Source organism: Erysipelatoclostridium sp. An173, from assembly GCF_002160495.1.
GTDB lineage: Bacteria > Bacillota_I > Bacilli_A > Erysipelotrichales > Coprobacillaceae > Thomasclavelia > Thomasclavelia merdavium.
This window is the reverse complement of record NZ_NFKR01000004.1, coordinates 54,760-78,543: the sequence shown is the minus strand read 5'-3', so window position 1 is coordinate 78,543 and position 23,784 is coordinate 54,760. Positions and strand designations below refer to the sequence as shown.

The following is a 23,784-nucleotide window of genomic DNA, read 5'->3' as shown; positions in this document are numbered from 1 at the left end:
AATTTTATTCCACATATTTTATTAAAATCCTAAAATAATCATTTATTTCCACTTATTTGTATACAACAATATCAGAATACAACTTAAAATAATATTTTAAAAAAAATTAACTTTTCTTTTAAAACTACCACTTCTCATCAAATTTATATATAAAAAAAATCTAAACATTGTTAAAAAATCAATTTATGAGTATAATTATTATTAAATATCAAATAAGGGAGAAGTACTAAAAATGAATATTGAAGAAAGATTTTTAAAATATGTAAGTTTTGATACACAATCAGATGAATACTCAAATACTACCCCATCAACTTTAAAACAATTAGAACTAGGAAAAGAACTAGTTAAAGAAATGTTGGAAATTGGTATTAGTGATGCTCATTTAGATGAATACGGAATTGTTTATGGAACTATTAAAGGCAATGGTGGTCAAGGTGATGTCATTGGTTTTATCGCCCACATGGATACCTCACCTGATGCTAGTGGTACAAACATAAAACCACAAAAAATAACTAATTATGATGGTTCAATCATTACTATTAACAAAGAATTAGGATTAACACTAGATCCTGATAAATTTAATATTTTAAATAAAATGATTGGTCATGATTTAATCACTACTGATGGTACGACATTATTAGGTGCTGATGATAAAGCTGGTGTTGCTATCATTATGGATTTAGCTAATTATCTATATGAACATCCTGAAGTTAAACATAATGATATTAAAATAGCTTTTACGCCTGATGAAGAAGTTGGTCGGGGACCTGATAACTTTGATGTTAAAAAATTTAACGCTCAATATGCTTATACTTTAGATGGTGGTGATATTGAAGAATATAATTATGAAAACTTCAATGCTTATAGCGCAAAGGTAGAAATTACTGGAAAATCAATTCATCCTGGTGATGCTAAAAATAAAATGGTTAGTGCCATTAATGTTGCAATTGAATTTGAAAATATGTTACCAGAACAAATGAAACCATATTATACTGATAATTACGATGGTTTTAATCATCTTCATCATTTAGAAGGTGGTTGCCAAAAAGCAACAATGGAATATATCATCCGTAACCACGACTACGATATTGCTCAAAAACAAATTGCTGATTTTAAACGAATCAAAACATATCTTGATGAAAAATATGGTTATGAATTAGTAAAATTAGATATTCAGGAATCATATCTTAATATGGCAAAGATAATTAAAGATAATTATTATATTATTGATAATTTAAATCAAGCAATGACTAAAGTAGGCATCAAGGCCCAGGCAACTCCAATTCGTGGTGGTACTGATGGAGCTCGTTTAACTTTTATGGGACTACCTTGTCCTAATATCGGAACTGGTGGTGCTAATTTCCATGGTCCTTTTGAATTTGTTTCCTTGACAATGATGAAACAAGCAGTAGAAGTTTTAAAAGAATTAATAAAAGAATAACTAAATGAAACGTTGTTTATTAATTATTAATCCTTCTTCTGGTCAAAGAACAATTCAAAATTCACTAGATAAACTTACCGGTCAACTGATTTTACAACAATTAGTAAATCACATTGATGTCTTTTACACCAAAAAAAAAGATGATGCTTACAATCATGTATTAAATGTCGATGAAAAAAATTATGATTTTATCATTGTTGTCGGTGGTGATGGCACCATTAACGAAGTTGTTAGCGGTATGGTAAGCACCAACAAGAAAATTCCACTTTGTATTTTGGCAGCTGGAACAGTAAATGATTTTGCTAATTACTTAAATCTTCCTAATCAGGTTGATAAAGTATGTGCCATGATCAAACAATTTAAAACATTATGCTTAGATGTTGGTAAAATTAATGATCGTTATTTTATGAATGTTGCTGCAGGGGGAATGTTTAGCGATGTTTCTTTTACCGTTAGCAAAGCAGATAAAAAAAGATTAGGTCCGTTAGCATATTACATTAATGGAATTGCTAATTTACCAAGTCAGTTAAACACTAATATTGATTTAAAAGTCGTTATTGACAATTACGAAACTAAAGAGTTTGAAGCAAAAATGTTTATGGTTAGTAATACTAATCGCGTGGGTGGCTTTGATCGTATTATTCCTTATGCCGATGTTCAAGATGGTTTATTGGATTTAATTATTATAAAAAAATGTTCAGTTACTGATTTAATGACTTTATCTAAAGATTATTTGTTGCATAAACACGCTAAAAGTCCGTTTATTTTTTATACTCAAGCCAAAAAAATTACTATCAGTACTAAACAAGAGTTAGTAATTGATATTGATGGTGAAGAAGGTTCACCATTGCCAGTTACTATCGAAGTTGTTCCTCAAGCTCTTAATATCTTAATTCCTTAATCTTTATTGTATAACTTAAGTTTAATTTGATAATCTCCTAGAAAAAAGTAAAAGCAAATACTATTTACTAGGAGATTTTTATTTGGAAAAATGAGCAATCAATATAATTACTAAATAAAAAAATATTCCTACTAGTAAACTAGTAGGAATACAATTTTGATTATTTAATCTTTTAATTTGATCGAGGCATTCTAATAACTAAACCCGTTTTGTCCATTCTTCAAATTCTTCATCAGTTGCTAAAACCATATGAGTTCCTTCAACTAAATGTTCAGTTCCTTTTTCATAATCAATATCATTATTATCATAATCATAACTGATTGAAGTACGTGTTTTTTCTACCCTTGGATTAGGAATAGGAATTGCACTTAATAATGATTTAGTATATGGATGAATCGGATTATTGAAAATTTCATCAGTAGTTCCTGTTTCTACTAAGTGCCCTAAATGTAAAACACCAATATGATCCGAAATATATTTAACCATACTCAAATCATGAGCGATGAATAAATAAGCAGTATTAGTTTCTTTTTGAATTTTCTTCATCAAGTTTACCACTTGAGCTTGAATTGAAACATCTAAAGCAGAGATAGCTTCATCAGCAATAACTAAATCAGGATCCATAATTAATGCTCGAGCAATCCCGATTCTTTGCCGTTGTCCACCAGAAAATTGATGCGGATAACGACTAGCATGTTCTTTAGATAACCCAACCAGTTCCAAAATTTCATATACTTTTTGATTTCTTTCTTCAGTAGTTTTATACAAGTGGTGGATATCTAAACCTTCAGCAATTATATCTAAAACCTTTTTACGAGGATTTAAACAAGCCATTGGATCTTGAAAAATCATCTGCATCTTAGTTCTTAATAATCTCAAATCATTTTTAGACATCTTACCAGAAATATCTTTACCTTTGAATAGTACTTTACCATCAGTTGGCTTATATAATCTAATAATACTCCGACCTGTAGTTGATTTTCCAGAACCAGATTCACCTACTAAACCATATGTTTCCCCTGGATAAATTTTAAAAGAAATACCGTTGACTGCTTTAACTGTAAATTTACGATTGATTCGAAAGTATTGTTTTAAGTTTTCAACTTCTAATACAGGTTCTCTTGTTTCCATCTTACAGTCCCTCAACTTTCATTTTTTCTAACCTTTTTTTCAATGATTCTGGCATTTCTACCTTTGGTGCTTTTTCATGCATTAGCCAGCTGGCTACTTTATGAGTTTTTGAACCAGGTACATCGAACATCGGTGGTTCTAATCGTAAATCAATATTTAAAGCATATGGATTACGAGGAGCAAAAGCATCCCCAACTATTTCATAAGCTAAGTTTGGTGGTGTTCCAGGAATTGTATATAAAACATCATCATTTGTATCTAGATCTGGCATCGATGATAATAATCCCCATGTATATGGATGACGTGGATCATAGAATATTTCATCAATAGTTCCTTGTTCAACTATTTTACCAGCATACATAACATTAACAAAATCCGCTACTTTTGCAACAACACCTAAGTCATGAGTAATATAAATTACTGATAAATCCTTTTTAGTTTGGATTTCTTTAATTAATTCTAGGATTTTTGCTTGAATGGTAACATCAAGCGCAGTTGTTGGTTCATCACAAATCAATACATAAGGATCACATGAAAGAGCAATAGCAATAACAACTCTTTGACGCATCCCTCCTGATAATTGATGCGGATAGTTTTTCATTCTCTTTTGGGCATCAGTGATACCAACTAATTCTAATAATTCAATTGCTTTAGCATACGCTTCTTCCTTAGAACGTTTATAGTGGTAAATCATTGGTTCCATGATTTGTTTTCCAATTGTCATTGTTGGATTCAATGAAGTCATTGGATCTTGGAATACCATGGCAATTTTACGACCACGAATTTCTTTTTGCATTTCTCGCTCGCTCATTTGAACAATATCACGTTCTTGACGTTCACCAGTATATTCATCATACCAGACATATTCAATTGAACCACTGTCAATAGTACCATTGTTTGCTAAAATACCTAAAATAGCTTTTGTAGTAACACTTTTACCTGAACCAGATTCACCAACAATAGCTATTGTTTCACCCTTATATAAATCAAGATCCACACCACGAATTGCATTTACTTTACCGGAATCTGTTTTAAAAGAGATATGCAAATCTCTAACTTTTAAAATTCTTTCTCTTTTTTTACTTGCTTCCATCATTACATCTCCTTCATCGTTGGATCTAATGCATCACGAAGTCCATCAGCAACTAAGTTGAAGCATAACATCAAGATTGCTAAGGCAACAGCAGGAATTAACATTTGATAAGGATAGATCAAGAAGAATTCAAAACCATCATTTATCAATGTTCCAAGTGAAGCTTCTGGAACTGGTAATCCTAATCCAACAAATGATAAATATGCTTCATAGAAAATCGCATTTGGAACTGTCATCATACACATGATAATTAACTGATTAATAATATTTGGTAAAATTTCTTTAAAAATGATAAAGAAATTTGAAGCTCCTAGTGTTCTTGAAGCTAAAACAAATTCATCTTCTTTTACTTTTAGAACCTGAGCTCTAGTAATTCGTGACATCGGTATCCACTCAGTAAATGACAATGCAATTACAATCGTGAATAATGATGATTTCATTACTGTTAATAATAATGTTAAAACTACTAATGTTGGAATTGAGTTTAAAACTTCTTGAATTCTTTGTAAAATCATATCGACTTTACCACCAAAATATCCAGAAATTAAACCATAAGTCATTCCCACAATAACATCAATAAATACTGCTAAAAAAGCAATCATCAATGAAACACGAGCACCACGCCACAAACGTACAAATAAATCACGTCCGAAGTTATCAGTACCAAAAAGATGCGTTGCATTAGGCTCAATATTAGCAAGTGATGTATCAATTGCCGCATAATCCCAGCTGCTTATCATTGGTACAACTATTGCTAAAAGAATATATACAGCAATAAAGATTATTCCAATTACTGATCCTTTATTTTTAATAAAACGTCCTATTGAATCTTTCCAAAAAGGTTTAGCTGGCATAACGACGTCTTTAATATCATCTTTATTTTCACTAACAAATTCAAAATCATCAGCTAAAAATTCATATTTTTCAGTCATTATAGCTTACCCCCTTCCTAAACGAATTCTTGGATCGATCAATCCATAAGAAACGTCAATAACAAAAACAATTACTATATACATAACTGCATATAAGAATGCACATGCTAAAACAATATCATAGTCATTTGCTGAAATACCATTGATCAACAATTTACCTAAACCAGGTACCCCGCAAATCTGTTCAACGACCATTGTCCCAGTCATCAAGTTAACTAAGATAGGTCCTAAAATTGTAATTACTGGAATTAACCCATTTCTTAAAGCATGTTTTAAAATTAAAGTTCTACCATCTAACCCTTTAGCCTTAGCTAAAGTAATATAATCACTATTTAACACCGAAATCATTTCTGTTCTTGTAAACCTAGCCACATTGGCAATAACACTCATAGACAAGGCTAAAACCGGCAGTATCGAACTAAAAAACGGATTTCGATTACTATATTGGAGTGGTAAAATTTTCAATTCATAAGCAAAAATCATAACCATCAATAACGCAAAAACGAATGATGGAATAGAAACCCCTAATACTGAAATCGTAGTAGTTATAGTATCCCAGATTGTATTCTTTTTTAATGCAGCAATAACACCTAAAAGCATTCCTACTAAAGTACCAAAAATACAAGCTGCAATACCATAAATAAATGAAATTTTAGCAGCATTACCTACTAAAGAAGCAACTGACACATTTTTATATAATGTAAATGAAATACCAAAATCCCCAGTTACCATATCTTTTAAATACATAACAAATTGTACTAATAACGGCTGATCAAAACCATATTTAGCATTAGCCGCAGCAAGCTGGGCATCTGTCATCCTTTCTGAATTAAAAGGAGTACCGGGTAGTGATCTGATCATCACAAACAATACAATGATAATAACAAACAGAGTTATTAGAGAAATGGCTAATCGCTTAGCTATATATTTAGTCATTGCTTTATCCATATCTTTTTCCTCCTTTAATAAAGAAACACATTATAGATAAATTTATAATGTGTTTCTACCTACTTTTTTATTTATTACTTAGCTTTATGAACATATTTTAATACGTTTGGTCCAGTCACTCTAATTACTAAACCTTCATAATCTGTATTCATTAAAGCTGTACCACCTTTTTCAAAGATAGGTACCATAGCACAATCATCCATTAACATTTTTTCAGCTTGAATCATTAATTGCCAACGAGCATCAACGTTGTTTTCATTAGTGATTTGCTCTAAAATAGCATCAAATTCAGGATTTGAATATTTACCATCATTATTACTATTTGTAGAGTTATATAATGTTAAATATGTTGTAGGGTCGGCAAAATCTGGTCCCCAACGAGTTACTGCCATATCAAAGTTACCATTTGTCATATCATCTAATCGAGCAGTTTTAGTTTCTACTTTCATTTCAATATTTAAACCATTTAATTTACTTAAAGCACTTTCTAAGTATTCAGCACAAGTATCGTTAGGTGCTTCATTGTTACCATATAATAATTCTAATGTAATTTCAGAAACTCCTAATTCTTGTAAAGCAGCATCTAAATATTGTTGAGCTTGAGTTAAATCATAGCTTAAATAACTTCCAGAATCATCACGGAAATCAGTTCCTGCAGAACTTTCTGATAAGTTGCTAGGTACAAAACCTTGAGCAGCAACTGAACCATCTTTTAAGACGTTCTTTGCAAAATCGCTACGATCGATTGCTAATGAAATAGCACGACGTAAGTTAATGTTTTGTAATTGTTCATTTTGATAATTGAACATGATAAAGTGCATATATCCTTGTTGGTAAGTGTAGTAAGCATCTGAATCTGTATATTTATCTACCATTTCAAAACTAATTGGTACAAAGTCATAATCACCATTTTCAAATCCCATTGTACCTGTATCAGATTCAACTGCTTGATAAATTTCCACACCATCTAACTGAACTGCATCAGCATCATAATATTCTTCATTCTTTTCATAAGAAATACGAGAACCTTGTTGATAATCTGTTACTTTAAATGCGCCACAAGATAATAAATTATCTGCAGAAGTTGCATATTTGTCTTCCCCAACTTTTTCGACAAATGCTTGATTTTGTGGATAGAATACCGCAAAGTTCATTAATTCCAAGAAGAATGTACATGGAGTAACTAAATGGATTTCTAAAGTTTTATCATCAACTGCGCTTACACCTAATTGGTCGGCTTCCATTGTACCTTCCATAATAGCTGTAGCGTTTACGATGTTAGCACCATCTGGTCCAAACATTGATGAATATTCGCCACCATTTTTAAGTAATCTTGTCCAAGCGTAAACAAAATCATTTGCTGTAACTGGGTCTCCATTTTCCCAATTAGCATCATCTCTAATTTTAAAAGTCCAAGTAAGACCATCTTCACTAGTACTATAATCTTCAGCTAAAGCTTTAGTAATTTCACCATCTTCACCACGGCAAGTTAAACCATCAATAAATTGATGAATTGCAGTAAATGATGCCCCGTCAGTAGCTACTGTAGAATCTAGTGAACTAGCTTCAGTATCTAGAGCATAGTAGAAAACATTTTCATCGCTTCCACCACCACAGCCTGTTAGTGAAACCATCATTGCTAGACTAGCAAGAACTGCTAAAAATTTCTTCATTTTTATCCCCCTTCTTCCAAATTGTATCACTTCATACATGTATACAATTCTTAGTATAGTTATAGAATACTACAAAACGGATTATTAGTCAACATAAAATTATTATCATGATAATATCGACGTATTAAAATTTATTTTAATTTTATAATATAGTCAGTAATTTTTTTGTAATATTAAAGATAAGATTTAAATTATTTTTTATCTATAGTAAAATAAAAACTGAAAATATTATATAAAAAGGAGGAACTTATGCATCCAAAATATCATTTAACAGCCCCTAAACATTGGATCAATGATCCTAATGGTTTTATCTACTATCGAGGTAATTACCATTTATTTTATCAATATTTTCCCTATGAAAACCGTTGGGGAACAATGCACTGGGGTCATGCAATAAGTAAAGACTTAATTAATTGGCAAGATTTAGGAATTGCTTTATACCCAAGCAAAAACTTTGACGCTAATGGTTGTTTTTCTGGTTCAAGCATTAAAATAGATGGTAAAATGTATATTTATTATACTTCAGTAAGATATACTAAAACAAATCCTGAAAATATCCATACTACTCTTACCGGTGATGAATTTTTATCAAGTCAGAGTATGATCATTAGTGAAGATGGGTTTAAATTCGATAATCTAAATAGTAAAAAAATGATTATCCCTGTTTTTAAAGAAGGTCAAATCGGACATCCTACTCACACCCGTGATCCAAAAGTCTGGTATCATGACAATAAATATTATATGGTTCTTGCAAGTAAGTATTTAGATGAAACAAATAATTACAATGGTCAATTGTTATTTTATAATTCTACCGATGGTAAAGATTGGAAATATGTAAATAATTATCGTGGTCTTAAATACGGTGATATGTGGGAGTGTCCAGATATATTTAATGTTGATGGTCAGGATATTTTAATTATGTCTCCAGAACGAACTAATAAAGATGGTTACCCATCACATGGTCGAATTACAACTATTAATTTTGATCATGAAAATTGTAAGTTAGAAATTACTGGTCCATTAAATTATTTAGATTATGGTTTGGATCTTTACGCTCCACAATCAACAATTGATGAAGATGGTCGTAGAATTTATGTTGCCTGGATGCGGATGCCTGCACCAGATGATGAAAACTGGATTGGATTAATTACTTATCCTCGAATAATCACGTATCGAAACAATCATATCTATAGTGATATACATCCTAATGTCGATAACCTTTTTGTTAGTGAAACAAATGATTTTAATAATGAAATTGCATGTAAAATTACAACTAAATTAGATATCGGGGATTATTTAAATATTGGTGGTTATCAAATCAGTTTTGATGGTAAATTAAATATTGATCGAAGCTTAGTTTATAATTATGATGCTGGTTTAAAACAATTATCATCACCCAAATTAGATAAATGTGAGTTAAAAATTTTCTATGACCAGCACATTATTGAAATCTATATTAATAATGGTGAATATGTTTTATCAAATATTGTTTACAACTTATCAAATGACATTAATAGTAATACTAATTTTACTATCTATAAAAAATAGTGCTTCATACGAGCACTATTTTTATTATCTTTAACGATTTGGAATAATAATTGCAGCAATAATATAAGCCAAAATGCCACTACCAGCAAATGCACAAAAAATAACCCAAGCCAATCTTACTAAAGTAGGATCAACATCAAAATACTCAGCTAAACCACCACAAACACCAAATATCATTCGATCATGAGTTGAACGATATAATCTTTTCACTTACTACACCCCCATATTAATCGTTATTTTACCAGCATCGCAATCAGCTGTAAAACTGCGCTTACCACGCTGATTACTATCTTTTAAAATATCACTTTCATAGTTACTGATCGTGATATCACCTAAATCACAATCTGTTTTATAATCATAATCACTTTCTAAACCAGCTAGGGTGACATCAATATCCCCTAAATCACATTTAAATTCACTATCAAGACTATCAAGATAATTAATCTTGATATCTCCAGCATCAACATCAATTTTAGCATTTTCAACAACTAGATTATCAGCATCGAAAGATCCTAAATCAACATTCACTTCTAAATCACGAGCATAAATATTAGCTACATTCATTTTACCAGCATCAACTTCTAATTCCACTTTATCAAAATGATAATTAAATGGTACAAATATAGTAATTCCAGTATTATCATCATTAAAATTTATCAAACGATTTAACTGCGAACCATCTTTAATAACTAATGTGTCATTATCTTTTTCAACTTTAATTGTTGAACTAATATTTTTGCCTTCTACTTTAATAACTGTTCCCTCATATTCAACAATATCAACAGTTCCAATTTGACAATCAATTTCCAGGTTCTCAATATTACTATATTCATTTTTTATGTCTACAGTTTCAACAAACGGTACTTCGATATCAAACTCACCACGTTGATACAAAGTATCCAATTGATCAAAGCCTCCTAAAATTGATCCCGAAACAAGCAAAACAACAGACACTATGATTGAACCTAAAATGAAATACTTCAATTTCTTCATTCTGTTTGCCCTCCCCGATTAAAAAATTGTTGTAAAAAATATAACGCTTCTCGAGCCAATTTTACACAAGCTTTAAAAATTCTTGGTATTAACTTAATGATCCAGCCATCAAGATAGAAAAACAATAATGATAACGCTAATAATCCAAATCCTGTTGCTAATATAAGCAATCCAGCACCTAAATAACTTCCTAATAGCATAATTCCTTTAATAAAACAAACAACAGCACCAATAAGACAAGCAAAACCACCTATCAAGATACCTAAGCAAACTCCTAATATAGCCATGAATAAGGCAAAAGCTATCGATATTAAAGCACTGCCTGCTATTCCAAAAAGAAATATTGCTCCAACAATTATACCTATTAATAATATCCGATTTCGTTCAGGATTGCCTTTAAAATGACTATCTTTTGTTTGGTTAGTTTTGTCATCTACAATCTTGGCTTCAATAATTTCTTGATTTTGTTGATAATAAGCATTATCCATCTTACTTTCAGTATATTCAATATCCTGATCAAAGCGATTTTCCAAACCCGCTTTAATTATAGCCGCTACTCGTTCAGGTGACCCTAATTCTTCAATTATCAATGCTTCATTTTCAATTCCCGCTTCATCAAAATAATCTTCATAATATTCTAAAGCAGCCTGACGTTCTTCATCTTCAATATCTTGCAGTAAATAAGACAACTGCTCTATAAACTCCTTACGATTCATTTTAATTTCCCCCACCTATAATTTTATTAATTTTGTTTACATAGATATACCATTGCTCTTTATACAAAGATAATTGAGCCTTCCCCTGAGGTGTTATTTTATAATACCGACGATTACGACCTTGATATTGTCGATCATATGTTTCTAAACAATTATCTTTTAATAAACGTCTTAAAACCGGATATAAAGTTGACTCAGATACATCTAAAGCCATTCTTACGTCCTGAGTAATCTTATAACCATAAGTACCTTCAGGTTCTTTAGATATAACTGATAAAACAATTGTATCTAATAATGCCGCTCCAGTATTAAATATCATTAGTCAAACCCCTTCCTAACTTTTATTTCAATAATATTATATGATGTATAATATTATCTGTCAATTAATATTATATTGTTATAGATTTATAATACATATCTAATAAAATATTTTAATATTTGGTTTTTTTAGTTAATTAAGTGGTATTTTTCCCATAATTCAATTTGATAATAAATACAAGGAGGTAAAAATGAAGAGGGCAAAAAAGAAAATATTTATTTTAGCTATTGTTGTAGTGATTGTTGTAGGAGCCGTTTTGATACTAAATAGAGAAACAATTACTAGCGAACAATCTAGTGATGACAATAACAGTATCACTTATATAAATCTAAATAAAGATTATGATGATATTGAAGATATCTATGATTTAGATTATCAAAATGAAATTAATGAGCAGATAAGTAATTTAATCGATAAAAATGATTATACTTTGCAAAATCCATTATTAATTGCTAATCCTTACGGTACTAACACAACTGGTATTTATATGTATTTTTCAAGTGATGAAGCTTGTAAAGCCAGTTATACAATAGAAGCTGATGGTTATAGCACTTTTTCAAAAACATTAAACAACAATAGTGAAGATGGCTATACTAATGAACATGAATATTTGTTAGTTGGCAGTATTCCAGGGGTCAAAAATTTCATAACTGTAACATTAACTAATCAAAACGATGAAGTTATTGACACCTTAAGCTGGAGCTACGATGCACCAGAGTTAGTTGGTAGTGAAGATAACATCCAGCTTGATGTTACTAGCGGGGAAAGTACACAAGCTTTAGATGATGGTCTTTATACAATGCTAGGTAATCGCACTACCGAAGATAACGAAGAAATTGATTTTATTTTGATCTATGATAACGATGGTACTATCCGCAGTGAAATACCGATTATTAGTTATCGCAGTTGTCGTTTATTATTTGAAGATAATACGATGTATTTTAGCATTAGCGCTAGTAAAATTGCTGCTATGAATCAAACTGGTCAAATTACTGCTATCTATGATACTTCTAATTACAATTTACATCATGACTACATTTTTGGAAATGATAATAACTTTTTAGTATTAGCATCAAAGGAAGATAGTTCTACTGAAGAAGATATCATTATTAGCATTGATAAAGCTAGTGGCGAAGTAAGAGAACTTATTGATTTAAAAGAATTATTTAAAAATTATTATTCTAATTTATCAAATAACAGTGATGATGAACCATTAGATTGGATTCATATTAATTCTATTGAATTAGTTGGTGACGATACAATAATTATCAGTTCGAGAGAAACATCATCAATCATAAAAATTAACAATATCTATGATGAACCAGAAATTGATTATATTATTGGTTCAAAACAATTCTGGCAGGAAAGTAATTACGATAATTTAGTATTAAATCAAATTGGTGATTTTTCAATAAATGCTGGTCAACACTGTGTAGTTTATCAAGAAGATCAAAGCCTACCAGCAGGTCAATATTATTTGTATTTCTACAATAACAATAATACTATTTGTTCTACTAGAGATTATAACTATTCATCAGACAACAGTTATTATAATACTGGTGTTGGTTCCGATGGAGAAACTTCTTATTATGACAAATATTTAATTGATGAAAACAATAGAACTTTTTCATTGGTGGAAAGAATTCCAGTTACTTATTCTGGATATGTTAGTTCTGTCCAGAAATTAGGTGATAATGTTTTAATCGATAGTGGTGGTGCTTTTGAAGCATCTGAATACGATAGCAATAATCAGCTTATTCAAACTGTTAAAGGTACTGGAGCTACCTGGTGGTATCGAGTTTTCAAATATGATTATAATGATTACTGGTTTCAATAAAAAATAACAGGAATTTCCTGTTATTTTTTACTTAAAGCTTGTTTTGCAAGTGCTAAGGCACCACATACACCTGCATTATCACCTAAAGCTGGTGAAACAATATAATCTTCAATTTTATCAGTTAAGATTTCATCTTTTTGGATATATCCATTTAAGAATTCTCTTAAATATTTAAAAATCATTGGGAACATTTGTTTTTGCTTAGATACCCCACCACCTAATATTATTTTCTTTGGTGATAATACTAGCACGTAAGTAGCTAATGCTTGTCCAATATAATATGCTTCTAAATCCCAAGCTGGATGGTCTTCTGGTAATTCTTGTCCTTTTTTACCCCAACGAGCTTCAATTGCTGGTCCAGCAGCCAATCCTTCAAAGCATGTTCCATGGAAAGGGCATTTTCCAGCGTAATTATCATCTTCACGAACAATCATTTTCATATGTCCCATTTCTGGATGTAATAAACCATGAACTAAATTTCCTTCCACGATAGCTCCACAACCGATTCCAGTTCCAATAGTCATATATAAAGCACTGTCTAATCCTTTAGCAGCACCAAAATAAGCTTCTCCTAAACAAGCTCCATTTACATCAGTATCGAATCCCATAGGAATATTATAACGTTCTTTTAAAGCACCCATGATATTAAAATTACCCCAACCAGGTTTTGGTGTAGTAGTAATATATCCATAAGTTGGACTATTTAAATCAGGATCGATTGGTCCAAAACATCCTACCCCTAGTGCTTCAATATCTTTACCATCAAAAAATTTAAAGATATTTGCTAATGTCTTTTCTGGCGTTTCAGTTGGAAATGAATCTCTTTCTAAAACATTACCATTTTCATCACCGATACATACGACGAATTTTGTTCCTCCGGCTTCAATTGCACCTAATTTCATTTTCAATTTTCCTCCTTGTCATATACCTCTTATATTATAACTTAAATTTAATTATAAATGAATAAAAAAGGATAAACCATTAAAGTTTATCCATCATTATTTATACTTATCAGTATGTAGAATTTTATTAGCATTTTCAACACGTTCGCTACTTGGTGGGTTAACTCCTTCTAATTGATAAGGAATATTTAATTCTTCCCACTTAAATGTACCTAATGTATGGTATGGTAATACTTCTACTTTTTTTACATTTTTTAATGAACTAATAAATTTATCTAATTCCATTAAATACTCATCTTTATCAGTTATTCCAGGAACTAAAACATGTCTGATCCAAACTGGTTTTTCAATATCTGATAAATAACGAGCCATATCTAAAATATTAGCATTACTTCTTCCTGTTAATTCACGATGTTCTTGATCGTTGATATGTTTAATATCTACTAATAACAAATCAGTGTATTTCATTAATTCATTGAACTTAGAAAAGAAAGGTTCTTCACGTGTAAAGTTACCTCCACTAGTATCTATACAAGTATTAACTCCTTCTTTTTTAGCTAATTTAAATAACTCAATTAAAAAATCGATTTGTAATAAAGGTTCTCCACCACTAATAGTAATACCACCATTTTCACCCCAATAGCTTTGATACTTCATCGCTTTTTCTAAAGCTTCTTGTGGTGTCATTTCCATTGTTGGCTTAGCATTAGCCCAAGTATCTGGATTATGGCAATATTTACAACGTAATGGACATCCAGATAAAAATAAAATATATCTAATTCCAGGACCATCAACAGAACCAAAGCTTTCAATTGAATGTACTTGTCCTTTTATTACATTGTCCATATTATTCTCCATTTCACATATTATTTATCAAAACAGCCTCTTTAACTAAGAGGCTGTTTTATTTCAATATTCTTGAATAAATTACATTGATTTATGGCAAGTTCTTGAAATAACGTCCATTTGTTGTTCACGAGTTAAATCAATGAACTTAACAGCATATCCAGATACACGGATTGTGAAGTTTGCATATTCTTCTTTTTCTGGATGTTCCATAGCATCAATTAATTTTTCAGTTCCAAATACGTTAACATTTAAGTGATGAGCACCTTGATCAAAGTATCCATCTAATACTCTTGCTAATGTATTTTTACGTTCTTCAAGATCATGTCCTAAAGTATCAGGGCTGATTGTTTGAGTATTAGAAATACCATCTAATGCCCATTCATATGGTAATTTAGCTACAGAGTTTAATGAAGCTAATAAACCAGATTTTTCAGCACCATAAGATGGGTTAGCACCTGGAGATAAAGGTTCACCAGCTTTACGTCCATCAGGTAATGAACCAGTTGCTTTACCATAAACTACGTTAGAAGTAATAGTTAAGATAGAAGTAGTTGCTTCTGAATCACGATAAGTATGATGTTTTTTGATTTTTTCTAAGAAAGTTTGTAATAACCATACTGCGATATCATCTGCACGATCATCATCGTTACCATAACGAGGGAAATCTCCTTCAGTTTCGTAATCAACAACGATTCCATCTTCATCACGAATTGTTTTAACTTTTGCATATTTGATTGCACTTAAAGAGTCTACTACATGAGAGAATCCAGCAATACCAGTTGCAAATGTACGTTTTACATCTGTATCAATTAAAGCCATTTGAGCTGCTTCATAGTAATATTTATCATGCATATATTGAATTAAGTTAAGTGTATTTACATAAATATCAGCTAACCAATCCATACATTGATCATAAGCTCTCATTACTTCATCATAATCTAAATATTCAGAAGTAATTGGACGATATTCAGGAGCTACTTGTTGTTTTGTTTTTTCATCAATACCACCGTTAATAGCATATAATAAACATTTAGCTAAGTTAGCACGAGCTCCGAAAAATTGCATTTCTTTACCAGTTTGAGTTGCAGAAACGCAGCAGCAAATTGAATAATCGTCACCCCATACAGGACGCATTACACAGTCATTTTCATATTGAACTGAACTTGTTTCAATAGAAATTTTTGATGTATATTTCTTAAAGTTTTCAGGTAATCTAGAAGAATATAATACTGTTAAGTTTGGTTCTGGTGAAGGTCCCATGTTTTCTAATGTGTGTAAGAAACGGAAACAGTTTTTAGTAACCATTGGACGACCATCGCAACCGATACCAGCAACTTCTAGTGTAGCCCATACTGGGTCACCTGAGAATAATTGATTGTATGAAGGAATACGTGCGAATTTAACCATTCTACATTTCATTACGAAATGGTCGATTAATTCTTGAGCTTCTTCTTCAGTAAGTACTCCTGCAGCTAAGTCTCTTTCAATATAGATATCTAAGAATGTAGAAATACGTCCTACAGACATTGCAGCACCGTTTTGAGTTTTAATAGCTGCTAAATATCCAAAATATAACCATTGAACAGCTTCATGAGCATTTTTTGCTGGTTCAGAAATATCATATCCATAAATTTCTGCCATTTTTTTCATACCTTGTAAAGCTTTTACTTGTTCTGCGATTTCTTCACGACGACGAATAATATCATCAGTCATTGATCCACTACCACAAATAGCTAAATCATGTTGTTTGAAATTGATTAATTCATCGATACCATATAATGCAACACGACGATAATCTCCTACGATACGTCCACGTCCATAAGTATCTGGTAAACCAGTAATAATTTTGTTACGACGAGCTAATCTAATTTCTGGTGTGTATACATCAAATACACCTTGGTTATGTGTTTTGTGATATTCAGTAAAAATTTTGTGTAATTCTGGATCTGGTGTATATCCATAAGTTTCACAAGCTTGTTCAGCCATTCTGATACCACCATAAGGCATAAATGCTCTTTTTAATGGTTTGTCAGTTTGAAGACCTACAACTTTTTCTAAATCTTTAAGTTCTTCATCAATATATCCAGGCCCATAAGCAGTTAATCCAGAAACTACATGAGTTTCCATATCTAATACCCCGTTATTAGCACGTTCTTCTTTTTGTAATTCCTGAAGTTTACCCCATAACTTATTTGTTGCTTCAGTAGGTCCGGCTAAGAATGATTCATCACCATAGTATGGTTTATAGTTATTTTGGATGAAATCACGAACGTTAATTTCTTCTTTCCAAAGTCTACCTTTAAAGCCATTCCATTGTTCTTTCTTTAACATATAAATTTTTTCCTCCTTGAAATTTTTTAAATGCAATCTTACATAAGCAAAATAATTTTCTGTTCAAGCAAGGGATATTTCAGATTATTATCTACTTACCGTAAGCATTTACATTTTAAGAATAACACACACTATATTTGGGGAAATTTTTTATTTTCCCTTTGTTATCCACGTCTGCATTATATTATAAAATGATTTTACAATTCAAGTAATTTGCACCAAAAAAACAAATTATTTTTAACAAATCCATACTCGCAATTAATAAGCAAAAAAACGCTCTAATTGTAAGCGCTTACATGTTTTTTTTAATTAATAAAAAGAATTTTTTTATCCGATTGCCATAAACTTAAAATAAATAATATTGTTTTTTATTAATAAAATTAATTAATTTAATAGTAGATTTTTTTTTCATTTTATTATATAGTATTATCAATGTTGTAGGAGGTTTCATAATGGATTTAACAATCAACTCTGATGAAGCTTTTAATCAAACGAAAGCTCATATAACCAATATCATAAACGACACAATTAATGACTATGATTTTACTCTTTCTGATAATTCAATTAATAATTTAGCAGTTCATTTATCTATTGCAATTATTAGAATTAAATCTGATAACTATATTCCATTAAGCAATAGTCAAATTTCTTCATACAAACAACAATATAGTTATCCATATGCTAAAATGCTTTGTGATCGTTTAGAAAAAGAATTTGGTATTAGTTTTCCTGAAGCTGAAGTTTCGTTAGTATCTATGTATTTATCAAAAAATCAAAAACTGGATTTTGAACTTAATTCAGGATTAGATTTATTAGATGATCATGTTTATCAAATTTTAAATCAAACAATGGAAAATATATATAAAGAATACCAGCAAGACTATCGCAGTGACAATAAACTAATTGTTGCTATCGGTTTACATTTAGAACCAGCTTTAGAACGCTTATCAAAAAATGAACCTGTAAAAAACCCTTTAAAAGAAAAAATCATTAAACGGCATCCAACAGAATTTGAATATAGCCAAGTTTTAAACCAAGTAGTTAAACAACAATTAAATTTATCATTTGATGATGATGAATTAGCATTTCTTGCATTACATTTTGTTGTTGCTAATAATCGAATTGATTAAAATAATATGTAAGGAAGTAAAACTTCCTTTTTATTTTACTTTTTTTCAAAAAAAGATGATTAAAAATCATCTTCCAAAATTATTTTACTAAAACAACTCCATTACTAGTACCAATTCGATTAGCCCCTGCATCAACCATTGATTTTAAATCTCCTTTAGTTTTAATACCACCTGAAGCTTTGACTTGAAGATTTGAGCCAACCGTTTGCTTCATTAAAGCAACAGCTTCAACAGTAGCCCCACCAGTTGAAAAACCAGTAGATGTTTTTACAAATGCAGCATTAGCTTCTTGAGCAAGTTTACAAGCCGTTATAATTTCTTCATCAGTTAGTAAACATGTTTCAATAATTACTTTAACACATTTACCATTAGCCGCTTGAACCACAGCTTTAATATCGTTTAAAACTACATCATCATTACCATCTTTTAATGCCCCAATATTAATAACCATATCAACTTCATCAGCACCATTTTCAATAGCCTCTTTAGTTTCAAAAGCTTTAACTCTACTAGTATTAGCTCCTAAAGGAAAACCAATTACTGTACATACTTTTACATCACTATCAATTAGTTCTTTGGCACAATAACTAACCCAATAAGGATTCACACAAACTGAAGCAAATTGATATTCTTTTGCTTCTTCAATAACTTTTTTTACCATTTCTTTTGTTGCATCTGGTTTTAAAATAGTATGGTCTATCAGTTTATTATATTTCATCATCACTACCTCCATAGATTCGTTTTATGGCCTCTTGGATAATTTCTTTATCACCAGGATAATCAACCTGACCAACTTCTAAAGAAATAAACTTTTCATGTCCTTTACCTAAAACAAGAATAATGTCGTCTTTACATGCTAATTCTACTGCCTGTTCAATAGCAACCTGACGAGATTCAATGATCACACTACTAATATCGGTAATTTCTTCTTGAATTGATTCACAAATTGTTTGTACATCTTCACCACGATCATCTAATCTAGTTAAAATAACGTGATCTAAATATTTATTAGCGAGCTTACCTAATTCTTTACGCAATTTGTAATTTCGTTTACCAGGAGCTCCCAAAACGGCAATTAAACGACCATGATTTTGACGGACACTATCAACATATTCAAATACCGCTTCATAATTAGCAATATGCTGACAATAATCTACTATTACAGTAAAATCCTGACCAGTTTCAATTAATTCCATTCTTCCTTCAATCGGTTTAACATTTTCAATTGCATCAATGATCATTTGATCATCACAACCAATAGCAATTAAAACACTGACAAGCGCTAAAACATTATAAACATTAAATAATGCCAGTACTGGTGAACTTACATGGAATGTATTGCCTTTAAAAGAAATATCGAATTCACTATGGTCTAAAAATAATTTAATATTTTTAGCCATAACATCACTTTCATTTTCAATTCCATAAGTTAAAATTCGCCCTTGAGTGCTATCCTTGATTTGAGGAAAATTCAAATCATCACTATTTAAAATTGCCCATCCTGATGGTTTGATTTTTTCAAATAGTTTTTGTTTTGCTAGAACGTATTGCTCTTTAGTTCCATGAAAGTCTAAGTGTTCAGCTCCAATATTAGTCATAACAGCAATATTAAAATTAATACCATCAACTCTTCCAAGTGCTAAACCATGACTTGAAGCTTCCATCGCTACAACTTTTACCCCACCACGATTCATTTCAAATAGCTTTCTTTGTAAAAATAACGATTCTGGAGTCGTGTAAGGACAATCCTCTTTTCGACCATTGTATTCAAGAGAAATTGTACCAATGTATCCGGTACTGCAAAACTTCGACATCGCATCTTTAATCATTGAAGCAACAACTGTTTTTCCACTTGTTCCAGTAACACCAATAATTCTCATCTTAGAACTAGGATTATCATAAAATACATTAGAGACACGATTTAATTCTGCTAATGTATCAGCTACTTTAAAATAAATAATTTTATCATGATAATAGTCTAGTTCTTTAGAATGAACAATTACTTTAGCACCTTGAAAGATAGCATCTTCAACATAACGATGACCATCAACACTTAATCCTTCAATACAAAAGAATACTGAATACGGTTTAACATATCGGGAATCACTATGGATTGAGTATATTTTCATATCAATATCTGTATCAAACAATTCGTTTAAGTATTTCATGAGGCGATGCTCCCCTCTAACATATCACTATATTTTTCAATTTTAATATTAACAATTTCACCAATTAAATTTTCATTAGTTTTTACTTTTACTTGAAGATAGTCACTAGCATGACCGATTAAATAATCACCTAAACGTTTTTCAAATAAAACTTTTAAAGTTTTATCAATTTGTTTCATTGCAAAATCATAATTTAACTGTTTAGATAATTCTAATAATCGTTCAACTCGCTGATGTTTTACTTGATCATTTACTTGATCTTTCATTTTAGCAGCAGGTGTGTTTTTTCTAGGCGAATATGGAAAAACATGGAGCTGACTATAATTAACTTTTTTAATAAAATCATAAGTCGCTTGAAATTCTTCATCAGTTTCACCTGGGAATCCAACAATAACATCAGTAGTAAAAGCTATATTAGGTAAATAACTACGAATCTTATTAATTTTTTCTAAATACTGTTCAGTAGTATATTTACGATTCATTCTTTTTAATGTAGCATCACATCCTGATTGTAAAGGGACATGAAGATGATCAACAATAATATCGTTTGAACCAATTAAATCGATTATCTCATCAGTAATCTGACTAGTTTCAATTGAAGAAATTCGTAAACGTTTCAAACCTTTTATTTTCACTAAATCAACTAATAAATCATAAAAACTATAATTTTCTAAATCCTCCCCATAACCAGCAGTATGAATTCCTGTTAATACAATTTCAACATAGCCACGACTCACTAAAAGCTCAGCTTGCTTTAACACACTTTCTGGTTTACGAGAACGAACTCTTCCACGAGCATAAGGAATAATACAATATGTACAAAAATTATTGCAGCCATCTTGTATCTTTAAAAATGCACGGGTATTTTTAAAACGATCGATATTTAAATCTTCAAATTTACGCAGATTTTTTACACTATCAACTTTAACAATTTTTTGGTTTGTTTTTTGATATTCTTCAACTAAATCCACAATCTCTTTTCGATATTGTGTTCCTAAAACGACACCGATTCCTTCAATCTGTTCAATATCTTCAGGGGCTACCTGACTATAACATCCTACTGCACAAACAACTGCCTCTGGATTTTTTCTTATTGCTTTTCGAATCATCTGTCTAGACTTACTATCACCAGTATTAGTAACTGTGCATGTATTAATAACATAAACGTCAGCTACTTCTTTAAAATCAACTTCTTGATAGCCAGCATCTTGAAATATTTTTAACATGGCATTTGATTCATATGTATTTACTTTACAACCTAATGTATGGAATGCTACTGTTTTCATTTACTCACCTTTTTTAATAATTTTTTATATGTTTTTTCACCAATAAATTTATTGGTATGTAAAAATTCAACTACTTTAGCTTCATCATCACTATTAGCTAATAAAGCCAAAGCTTCTTTAATTAATTCTAAATCAGGATATTCTTTTGTATATTTATCGATTAATGGGAATTCATCAACAACAATTCCCTTTTTATCAAATTGATAAACTGTTTTAAAATCAAAATGATAAAAATAATAATATTCATCATCTACTCCTACTAACTGTAATGATGATAAATGTGAATCATATGGTTGAATACCATACAATTCAAACATATTTTTTATATTTCGAGGATAATTTGCGATATATTCTTTATGTTTTTTTAATGTGACTAATTGATAATCTGTTGTATAGTATTTATTTATAAATGGTTCTAAAAAAGGAATATAAATTTCTTCTTTACTTTGATTATCCTTAAAATGTGGTAGATTTGCAATTACTTTTTCTTCATCCTGGTTAATCATTCTTTGCCTTTCTTTATAAGTGACATATTCAAAAATATCATAATTTACTGCCACAAACTGATTATAACATTCATCGATAACCTGTTTATTTCTAATCCCATTTAAGATAACCTCATAAGCAAATAAATCTTGTGGATATTTAACTTTATAGCTAAAACCATATTCAACAAGTTCTTTGCTCCCCTCTTCAACAAATCGATACAACCCGGTTTTATTTAATTTTATTTCATACCGGTTTTTTTCCAGTAATTTTAAAATTTTCATTTTTCTATCTCCCTGCTATAGCCAATCACACTTAAAAAATATAACGGTGCTGTCTCGCTACGTAAAATACGTTTTCCTAAAGAACACGCTTTAACTCCTAGTAGCTCCATTTGGGTAATTTCATCTTGATCAAACCCACCTTCACAGCCGACAATAATCGTTATTTTAGCACCAGAATGCAATTGTTTCAAGGTTTCTTTTAAAACCATATGCTCACCTTGTTTTGCTAATTCTTCATAGGCGACTAAATTATAATCCCCTAAATAATCACCTAGCTGCTTTAAATTAATTACATTAGTAATCTCTGGAATAATATTACGATGTGACTGTTCGCTTGCTTCTTTTAATATTTTTTGATAACGAATCATCTTTTTAGCGAACTTCTGCTCATTTGTTTTAACAACACAGCGTCGTGATAATAAAGGTACAATTCTTTTTACTCCTAGTTCTGTTGCTTTTTGTAAGACCAGTTCAAATTTATCACCTTTTGGCAAAGCATAAATTAAAGTAACATCTACATCCAATTCATTATTTTCATCAAGATATTCAATTACTTCTATTGACCCAGTATTAATATCGACAATCTTGCCAAGATAAACTTTCCCTTTAAGATCAACACAAATAATCTGATCACCATTATTTTTACGCATTACATTTTTTAAATGATGAACATCATCCTCATTTAAATTAATTATTATTGAATTATCAATAATTTCATTTATAAAATATCGCTGCATTATTAAACCTCCACTTTCCATTCTATCATGAATAATAAATAGATAAAAATATTCTAACTTATTTTTTCTAGATTGTATA

General features: G+C 30.5%; 22 protein-coding genes. 5 read left to right on the top strand and 17 right to left on the bottom strand.

Translation table 11 applies throughout. The features are described from left to right. Window positions 1-232: 232 nt before the first annotated feature. Together pepT and B5F09_RS02830 are read left to right on the top strand one after the other, a co-directional pair. Window positions 233-1,441 carry a peptidase T gene (gene pepT, locus B5F09_RS02835; protein WP_087298919.1) on the top strand — a complete coding sequence of 403 codons (1,209 nt, stop codon included), beginning with the start codon at window positions 233-235 and terminating at the stop codon, window positions 1,439-1,441. Between the two features lie 4 nt (window positions 1,442-1,445). Next, on the top strand, window positions 1,446-2,342 hold the full coding sequence (locus B5F09_RS02830; protein WP_087371357.1) for a diacylglycerol kinase family protein: 897 nt from the start codon (window positions 1,446-1,448) through the stop codon (window positions 2,340-2,342). Between the two features lie 198 nt (window positions 2,343-2,540). On the opposite strand, the gene B5F09_RS02825 is transcribed toward B5F09_RS02830, so the two are convergent. The 5 genes from B5F09_RS02825 to B5F09_RS02805 all read right to left on the bottom strand — a co-directional run bounded on the left by B5F09_RS02825 (window position 2,541) and on the right by B5F09_RS02805 (window position 8,119). Further along, a complete protein-coding gene (locus B5F09_RS02825) occupies window positions 2,541-3,473 on the bottom strand; it encodes an ABC transporter ATP-binding protein (protein ID WP_087298923.1) in 933 nt (310 codons plus the stop codon). Between the two features lies 1 nt (window position 3,474). Further along, complete coding sequence (locus B5F09_RS02820) at window positions 3,475-4,566, bottom strand: ABC transporter ATP-binding protein (protein ID WP_204215192.1); 1,092 nt, start codon at window positions 4,564-4,566, stop codon at window positions 3,475-3,477. Window positions 4,567-4,568: 2 nt separating this feature from the next. Beyond that, window positions 4,569-5,498, bottom strand: coding sequence for an ABC transporter permease (locus B5F09_RS02815; protein WP_087371354.1), 930 nt, complete (start codon window positions 5,496-5,498; stop codon window positions 4,569-4,571). 6 nt (window positions 5,499-5,504) lie between these two features. After that, the gene (locus B5F09_RS02810; RefSeq protein WP_087371351.1) at window positions 5,505-6,446 is read right to left on the bottom strand and encodes an ABC transporter permease; all 942 of its coding nucleotides are present in this window, start codon (window positions 6,444-6,446) and stop codon (window positions 5,505-5,507) included. A 74-nt stretch (window positions 6,447-6,520) separates the two neighbouring features. Continuing rightward, on the bottom strand, window positions 6,521-8,119 hold the full coding sequence (locus B5F09_RS02805) for a peptide ABC transporter substrate-binding protein (protein ID WP_158095798.1): 1,599 nt from the start codon (window positions 8,117-8,119) through the stop codon (window positions 6,521-6,523). Window positions 8,120-8,368: 249 nt separating this feature from the next. On the opposite strand from B5F09_RS02805, the gene B5F09_RS02800 reads away from it, so the two are divergent. After that, complete coding sequence (locus B5F09_RS02800; protein ID WP_087298933.1) at window positions 8,369-9,667, top strand: glycoside hydrolase family 32 protein; 1,299 nt, start codon at window positions 8,369-8,371, stop codon at window positions 9,665-9,667. 30 nt (window positions 9,668-9,697) lie between these two features. Here the strand turns inward: B5F09_RS02800 and B5F09_RS02795 are convergent, their stop codons facing one another. Genes B5F09_RS02795 through B5F09_RS02780 form a run of 4 tightly spaced genes read right to left on the bottom strand, consistent with a single transcriptional unit; the run spans window position 9,698 to window position 11,695 of the window. Next, entirely contained in the window at window positions 9,698-9,877 is a 180-nt protein-coding gene (locus B5F09_RS02795; RefSeq protein WP_087298935.1) for a PspC domain-containing protein, read from the bottom strand. A gap of 3 nt (window positions 9,878-9,880) precedes the next feature. Continuing rightward, window positions 9,881-10,660: a DUF4097 family beta strand repeat-containing protein gene (locus B5F09_RS02790; RefSeq protein WP_087371343.1), complete on the bottom strand. Its 780-nt coding sequence runs from the start codon at window positions 10,658-10,660 to the stop codon at window positions 9,881-9,883. Further along, on the bottom strand, window positions 10,657-11,376 hold the full coding sequence (locus B5F09_RS02785; protein WP_087371339.1) for a DUF1700 domain-containing protein: 720 nt from the start codon (window positions 11,374-11,376) through the stop codon (window positions 10,657-10,659). Before B5F09_RS02785 ends, B5F09_RS02790 begins: the two co-directional genes overlap by 4 nt. Window position 11,377: 1 nt before the next feature. Continuing rightward, entirely contained in the window at window positions 11,378-11,695 is a 318-nt protein-coding gene (locus B5F09_RS02780; RefSeq protein ID WP_087371336.1) for a PadR family transcriptional regulator, read from the bottom strand. A 190-nt stretch (window positions 11,696-11,885) separates the two neighbouring features. Between B5F09_RS02780 and B5F09_RS02775 the strand changes: the two genes are divergently transcribed. Beyond that, window positions 11,886-13,532 carry an aryl-sulfate sulfotransferase gene (locus B5F09_RS02775; protein WP_087371334.1) on the top strand — a complete coding sequence of 549 codons (1,647 nt, stop codon included), beginning with the start codon at window positions 11,886-11,888 and terminating at the stop codon, window positions 13,530-13,532. Between the two features lie 20 nt (window positions 13,533-13,552). Here B5F09_RS02775 and B5F09_RS02770 read toward each other — a convergent pair whose 3' ends face one another. From B5F09_RS02770 to pflB, 3 genes are all read right to left on the bottom strand, one after another. Continuing rightward, window positions 13,553-14,434: an ROK family protein gene (locus tag B5F09_RS02770; RefSeq protein ID WP_087298946.1), complete on the bottom strand. Its 882-nt coding sequence runs from the start codon at window positions 14,432-14,434 to the stop codon at window positions 13,553-13,555. A gap of 96 nt (window positions 14,435-14,530) precedes the next feature. Beyond that, the gene (gene pflA / locus B5F09_RS02765) at window positions 14,531-15,280 is read right to left on the bottom strand and encodes a pyruvate formate-lyase-activating protein (protein ID WP_087298949.1); all 750 of its coding nucleotides are present in this window, start codon (window positions 15,278-15,280) and stop codon (window positions 14,531-14,533) included. An 81-nt stretch (window positions 15,281-15,361) separates the two neighbouring features. Further along, the gene (gene pflB, locus B5F09_RS02760) at window positions 15,362-17,614 is read right to left on the bottom strand and encodes a formate C-acetyltransferase (protein ID WP_087298950.1); all 2,253 of its coding nucleotides are present in this window, start codon (window positions 17,612-17,614) and stop codon (window positions 15,362-15,364) included. A gap of 452 nt (window positions 17,615-18,066) precedes the next feature. Here pflB and B5F09_RS02755 point away from each other — a divergent pair, with 452 nt between their 5' ends. Beyond that, complete coding sequence (locus B5F09_RS02755; RefSeq protein WP_087298952.1) at window positions 18,067-18,744, top strand: transcription antiterminator; 678 nt, start codon at window positions 18,067-18,069, stop codon at window positions 18,742-18,744. A 79-nt stretch (window positions 18,745-18,823) separates the two neighbouring features. On the opposite strand, the gene deoC is transcribed toward B5F09_RS02755, so the two are convergent. The 5 genes from deoC to B5F09_RS02730 are packed head-to-tail and all read right to left on the bottom strand — an operon-like array spanning window position 18,824 to window position 23,705. Next, entirely contained in the window at window positions 18,824-19,462 is a 639-nt protein-coding gene (gene deoC, locus B5F09_RS02750; protein WP_087371331.1) for a deoxyribose-phosphate aldolase, read from the bottom strand. Then, a complete protein-coding gene (locus B5F09_RS02745; RefSeq protein ID WP_087298956.1) occupies window positions 19,452-20,912 on the bottom strand; it encodes a UDP-N-acetylmuramoyl-L-alanyl-D-glutamate--2,6-diaminopimelate ligase in 1,461 nt (486 codons plus the stop codon). The genes deoC and B5F09_RS02745 overlap by 11 nt, the downstream gene beginning before the upstream one ends. Beyond that, the gene (gene mtaB / locus B5F09_RS02740; RefSeq protein ID WP_087298958.1) at window positions 20,909-22,198 is read right to left on the bottom strand and encodes a tRNA (N(6)-L-threonylcarbamoyladenosine(37)-C(2))-methylthiotransferase MtaB; all 1,290 of its coding nucleotides are present in this window, start codon (window positions 22,196-22,198) and stop codon (window positions 20,909-20,911) included. Before mtaB ends, B5F09_RS02745 begins: the two co-directional genes overlap by 4 nt. Beyond that, a complete protein-coding gene (locus tag B5F09_RS02735) occupies window positions 22,195-22,968 on the bottom strand; it encodes a hypothetical protein (protein WP_087371328.1) in 774 nt (257 codons plus the stop codon). Before B5F09_RS02735 ends, mtaB begins: the two co-directional genes overlap by 4 nt. Further along, window positions 22,965-23,705 (bottom strand): 16S rRNA (uracil(1498)-N(3))-methyltransferase, encoded by a 741-nt coding sequence (locus tag B5F09_RS02730; RefSeq protein WP_087371324.1) that lies wholly within the window; start codon window positions 23,703-23,705, stop codon window positions 22,965-22,967. Before B5F09_RS02730 ends, B5F09_RS02735 begins: the two co-directional genes overlap by 4 nt. Window positions 23,706-23,784 lie beyond the last annotated feature (79 nt).

What these genes read in the sequence shown, in the direction of transcription:
- pepT (WP_087298919.1), top strand. Translation starts at nt 233, where the DNA reads ATGAATATTGAAGAAAGATTTTTAAAATATGTAAGTTTTGATACACAA.
- B5F09_RS02830 (WP_087371357.1), top strand. Translation starts at nt 1,446, where the DNA reads ATGAAACGTTGTTTATTAATTATTAATCCTTCTTCTGGTCAAAGAACA.
- B5F09_RS02825 (WP_087298923.1), bottom strand. Translation starts at nt 3,473, where the DNA reads ATGGAAACAAGAGAACCTGTATTAGAAGTTGAAAACTTAAAACAATAC.
- B5F09_RS02820 (WP_204215192.1), bottom strand. Translation starts at nt 4,566, where the DNA reads ATGGAAGCAAGTAAAAAAAGAGAAAGAATTTTAAAAGTTAGAGATTTG.
- B5F09_RS02815 (WP_087371354.1), bottom strand. Translation starts at nt 5,498, where the DNA reads ATGACTGAAAAATATGAATTTTTAGCTGATGATTTTGAATTTGTTAGT.
- B5F09_RS02810 (WP_087371351.1), bottom strand. Translation starts at nt 6,446, where the DNA reads ATGGATAAAGCAATGACTAAATATATAGCTAAGCGATTAGCCATTTCT.
- B5F09_RS02805 (WP_158095798.1), bottom strand. Translation starts at nt 8,119, where the DNA reads ATGAAGAAATTTTTAGCAGTTCTTGCTAGTCTAGCAATGATGGTTTCA.
- B5F09_RS02800 (WP_087298933.1), top strand. Translation starts at nt 8,369, where the DNA reads ATGCATCCAAAATATCATTTAACAGCCCCTAAACATTGGATCAATGAT.
- B5F09_RS02790 (WP_087371343.1), bottom strand. Translation starts at nt 10,660, where the DNA reads ATGAAGAAATTGAAGTATTTCATTTTAGGTTCAATCATAGTGTCTGTT.
- B5F09_RS02785 (WP_087371339.1), bottom strand. Translation starts at nt 11,376, where the DNA reads ATGAATCGTAAGGAGTTTATAGAGCAGTTGTCTTATTTACTGCAAGAT.
- B5F09_RS02780 (WP_087371336.1), bottom strand. Translation starts at nt 11,695, where the DNA reads ATGATATTTAATACTGGAGCGGCATTATTAGATACAATTGTTTTATCA.
- B5F09_RS02775 (WP_087371334.1), top strand. Translation starts at nt 11,886, where the DNA reads ATGAAGAGGGCAAAAAAGAAAATATTTATTTTAGCTATTGTTGTAGTG.
- B5F09_RS02770 (WP_087298946.1), bottom strand. Translation starts at nt 14,434, where the DNA reads ATGAAATTAGGTGCAATTGAAGCCGGAGGAACAAAATTCGTCGTATGT.
- pflA (WP_087298949.1), bottom strand. Translation starts at nt 15,280, where the DNA reads ATGGACAATGTAATAAAAGGACAAGTACATTCAATTGAAAGCTTTGGT.
- pflB (WP_087298950.1), bottom strand. Translation starts at nt 17,614, where the DNA reads ATGTTAAAGAAAGAACAATGGAATGGCTTTAAAGGTAGACTTTGGAAA.
- B5F09_RS02755 (WP_087298952.1), top strand. Translation starts at nt 18,067, where the DNA reads ATGGATTTAACAATCAACTCTGATGAAGCTTTTAATCAAACGAAAGCT.
- deoC (WP_087371331.1), bottom strand. Translation starts at nt 19,462, where the DNA reads ATGAAATATAATAAACTGATAGACCATACTATTTTAAAACCAGATGCA.
- B5F09_RS02745 (WP_087298956.1), bottom strand. Translation starts at nt 20,912, where the DNA reads ATGAAATACTTAAACGAATTGTTTGATACAGATATTGATATGAAAATA.
- mtaB (WP_087298958.1), bottom strand. Translation starts at nt 22,198, where the DNA reads ATGAAAACAGTAGCATTCCATACATTAGGTTGTAAAGTAAATACATAT.
- B5F09_RS02735 (WP_087371328.1), bottom strand. Translation starts at nt 22,968, where the DNA reads ATGAAAATTTTAAAATTACTGGAAAAAAACCGGTATGAAATAAAATTA.
- B5F09_RS02730 (WP_087371324.1), bottom strand. Translation starts at nt 23,705, where the DNA reads ATGCAGCGATATTTTATAAATGAAATTATTGATAATTCAATAATAATT.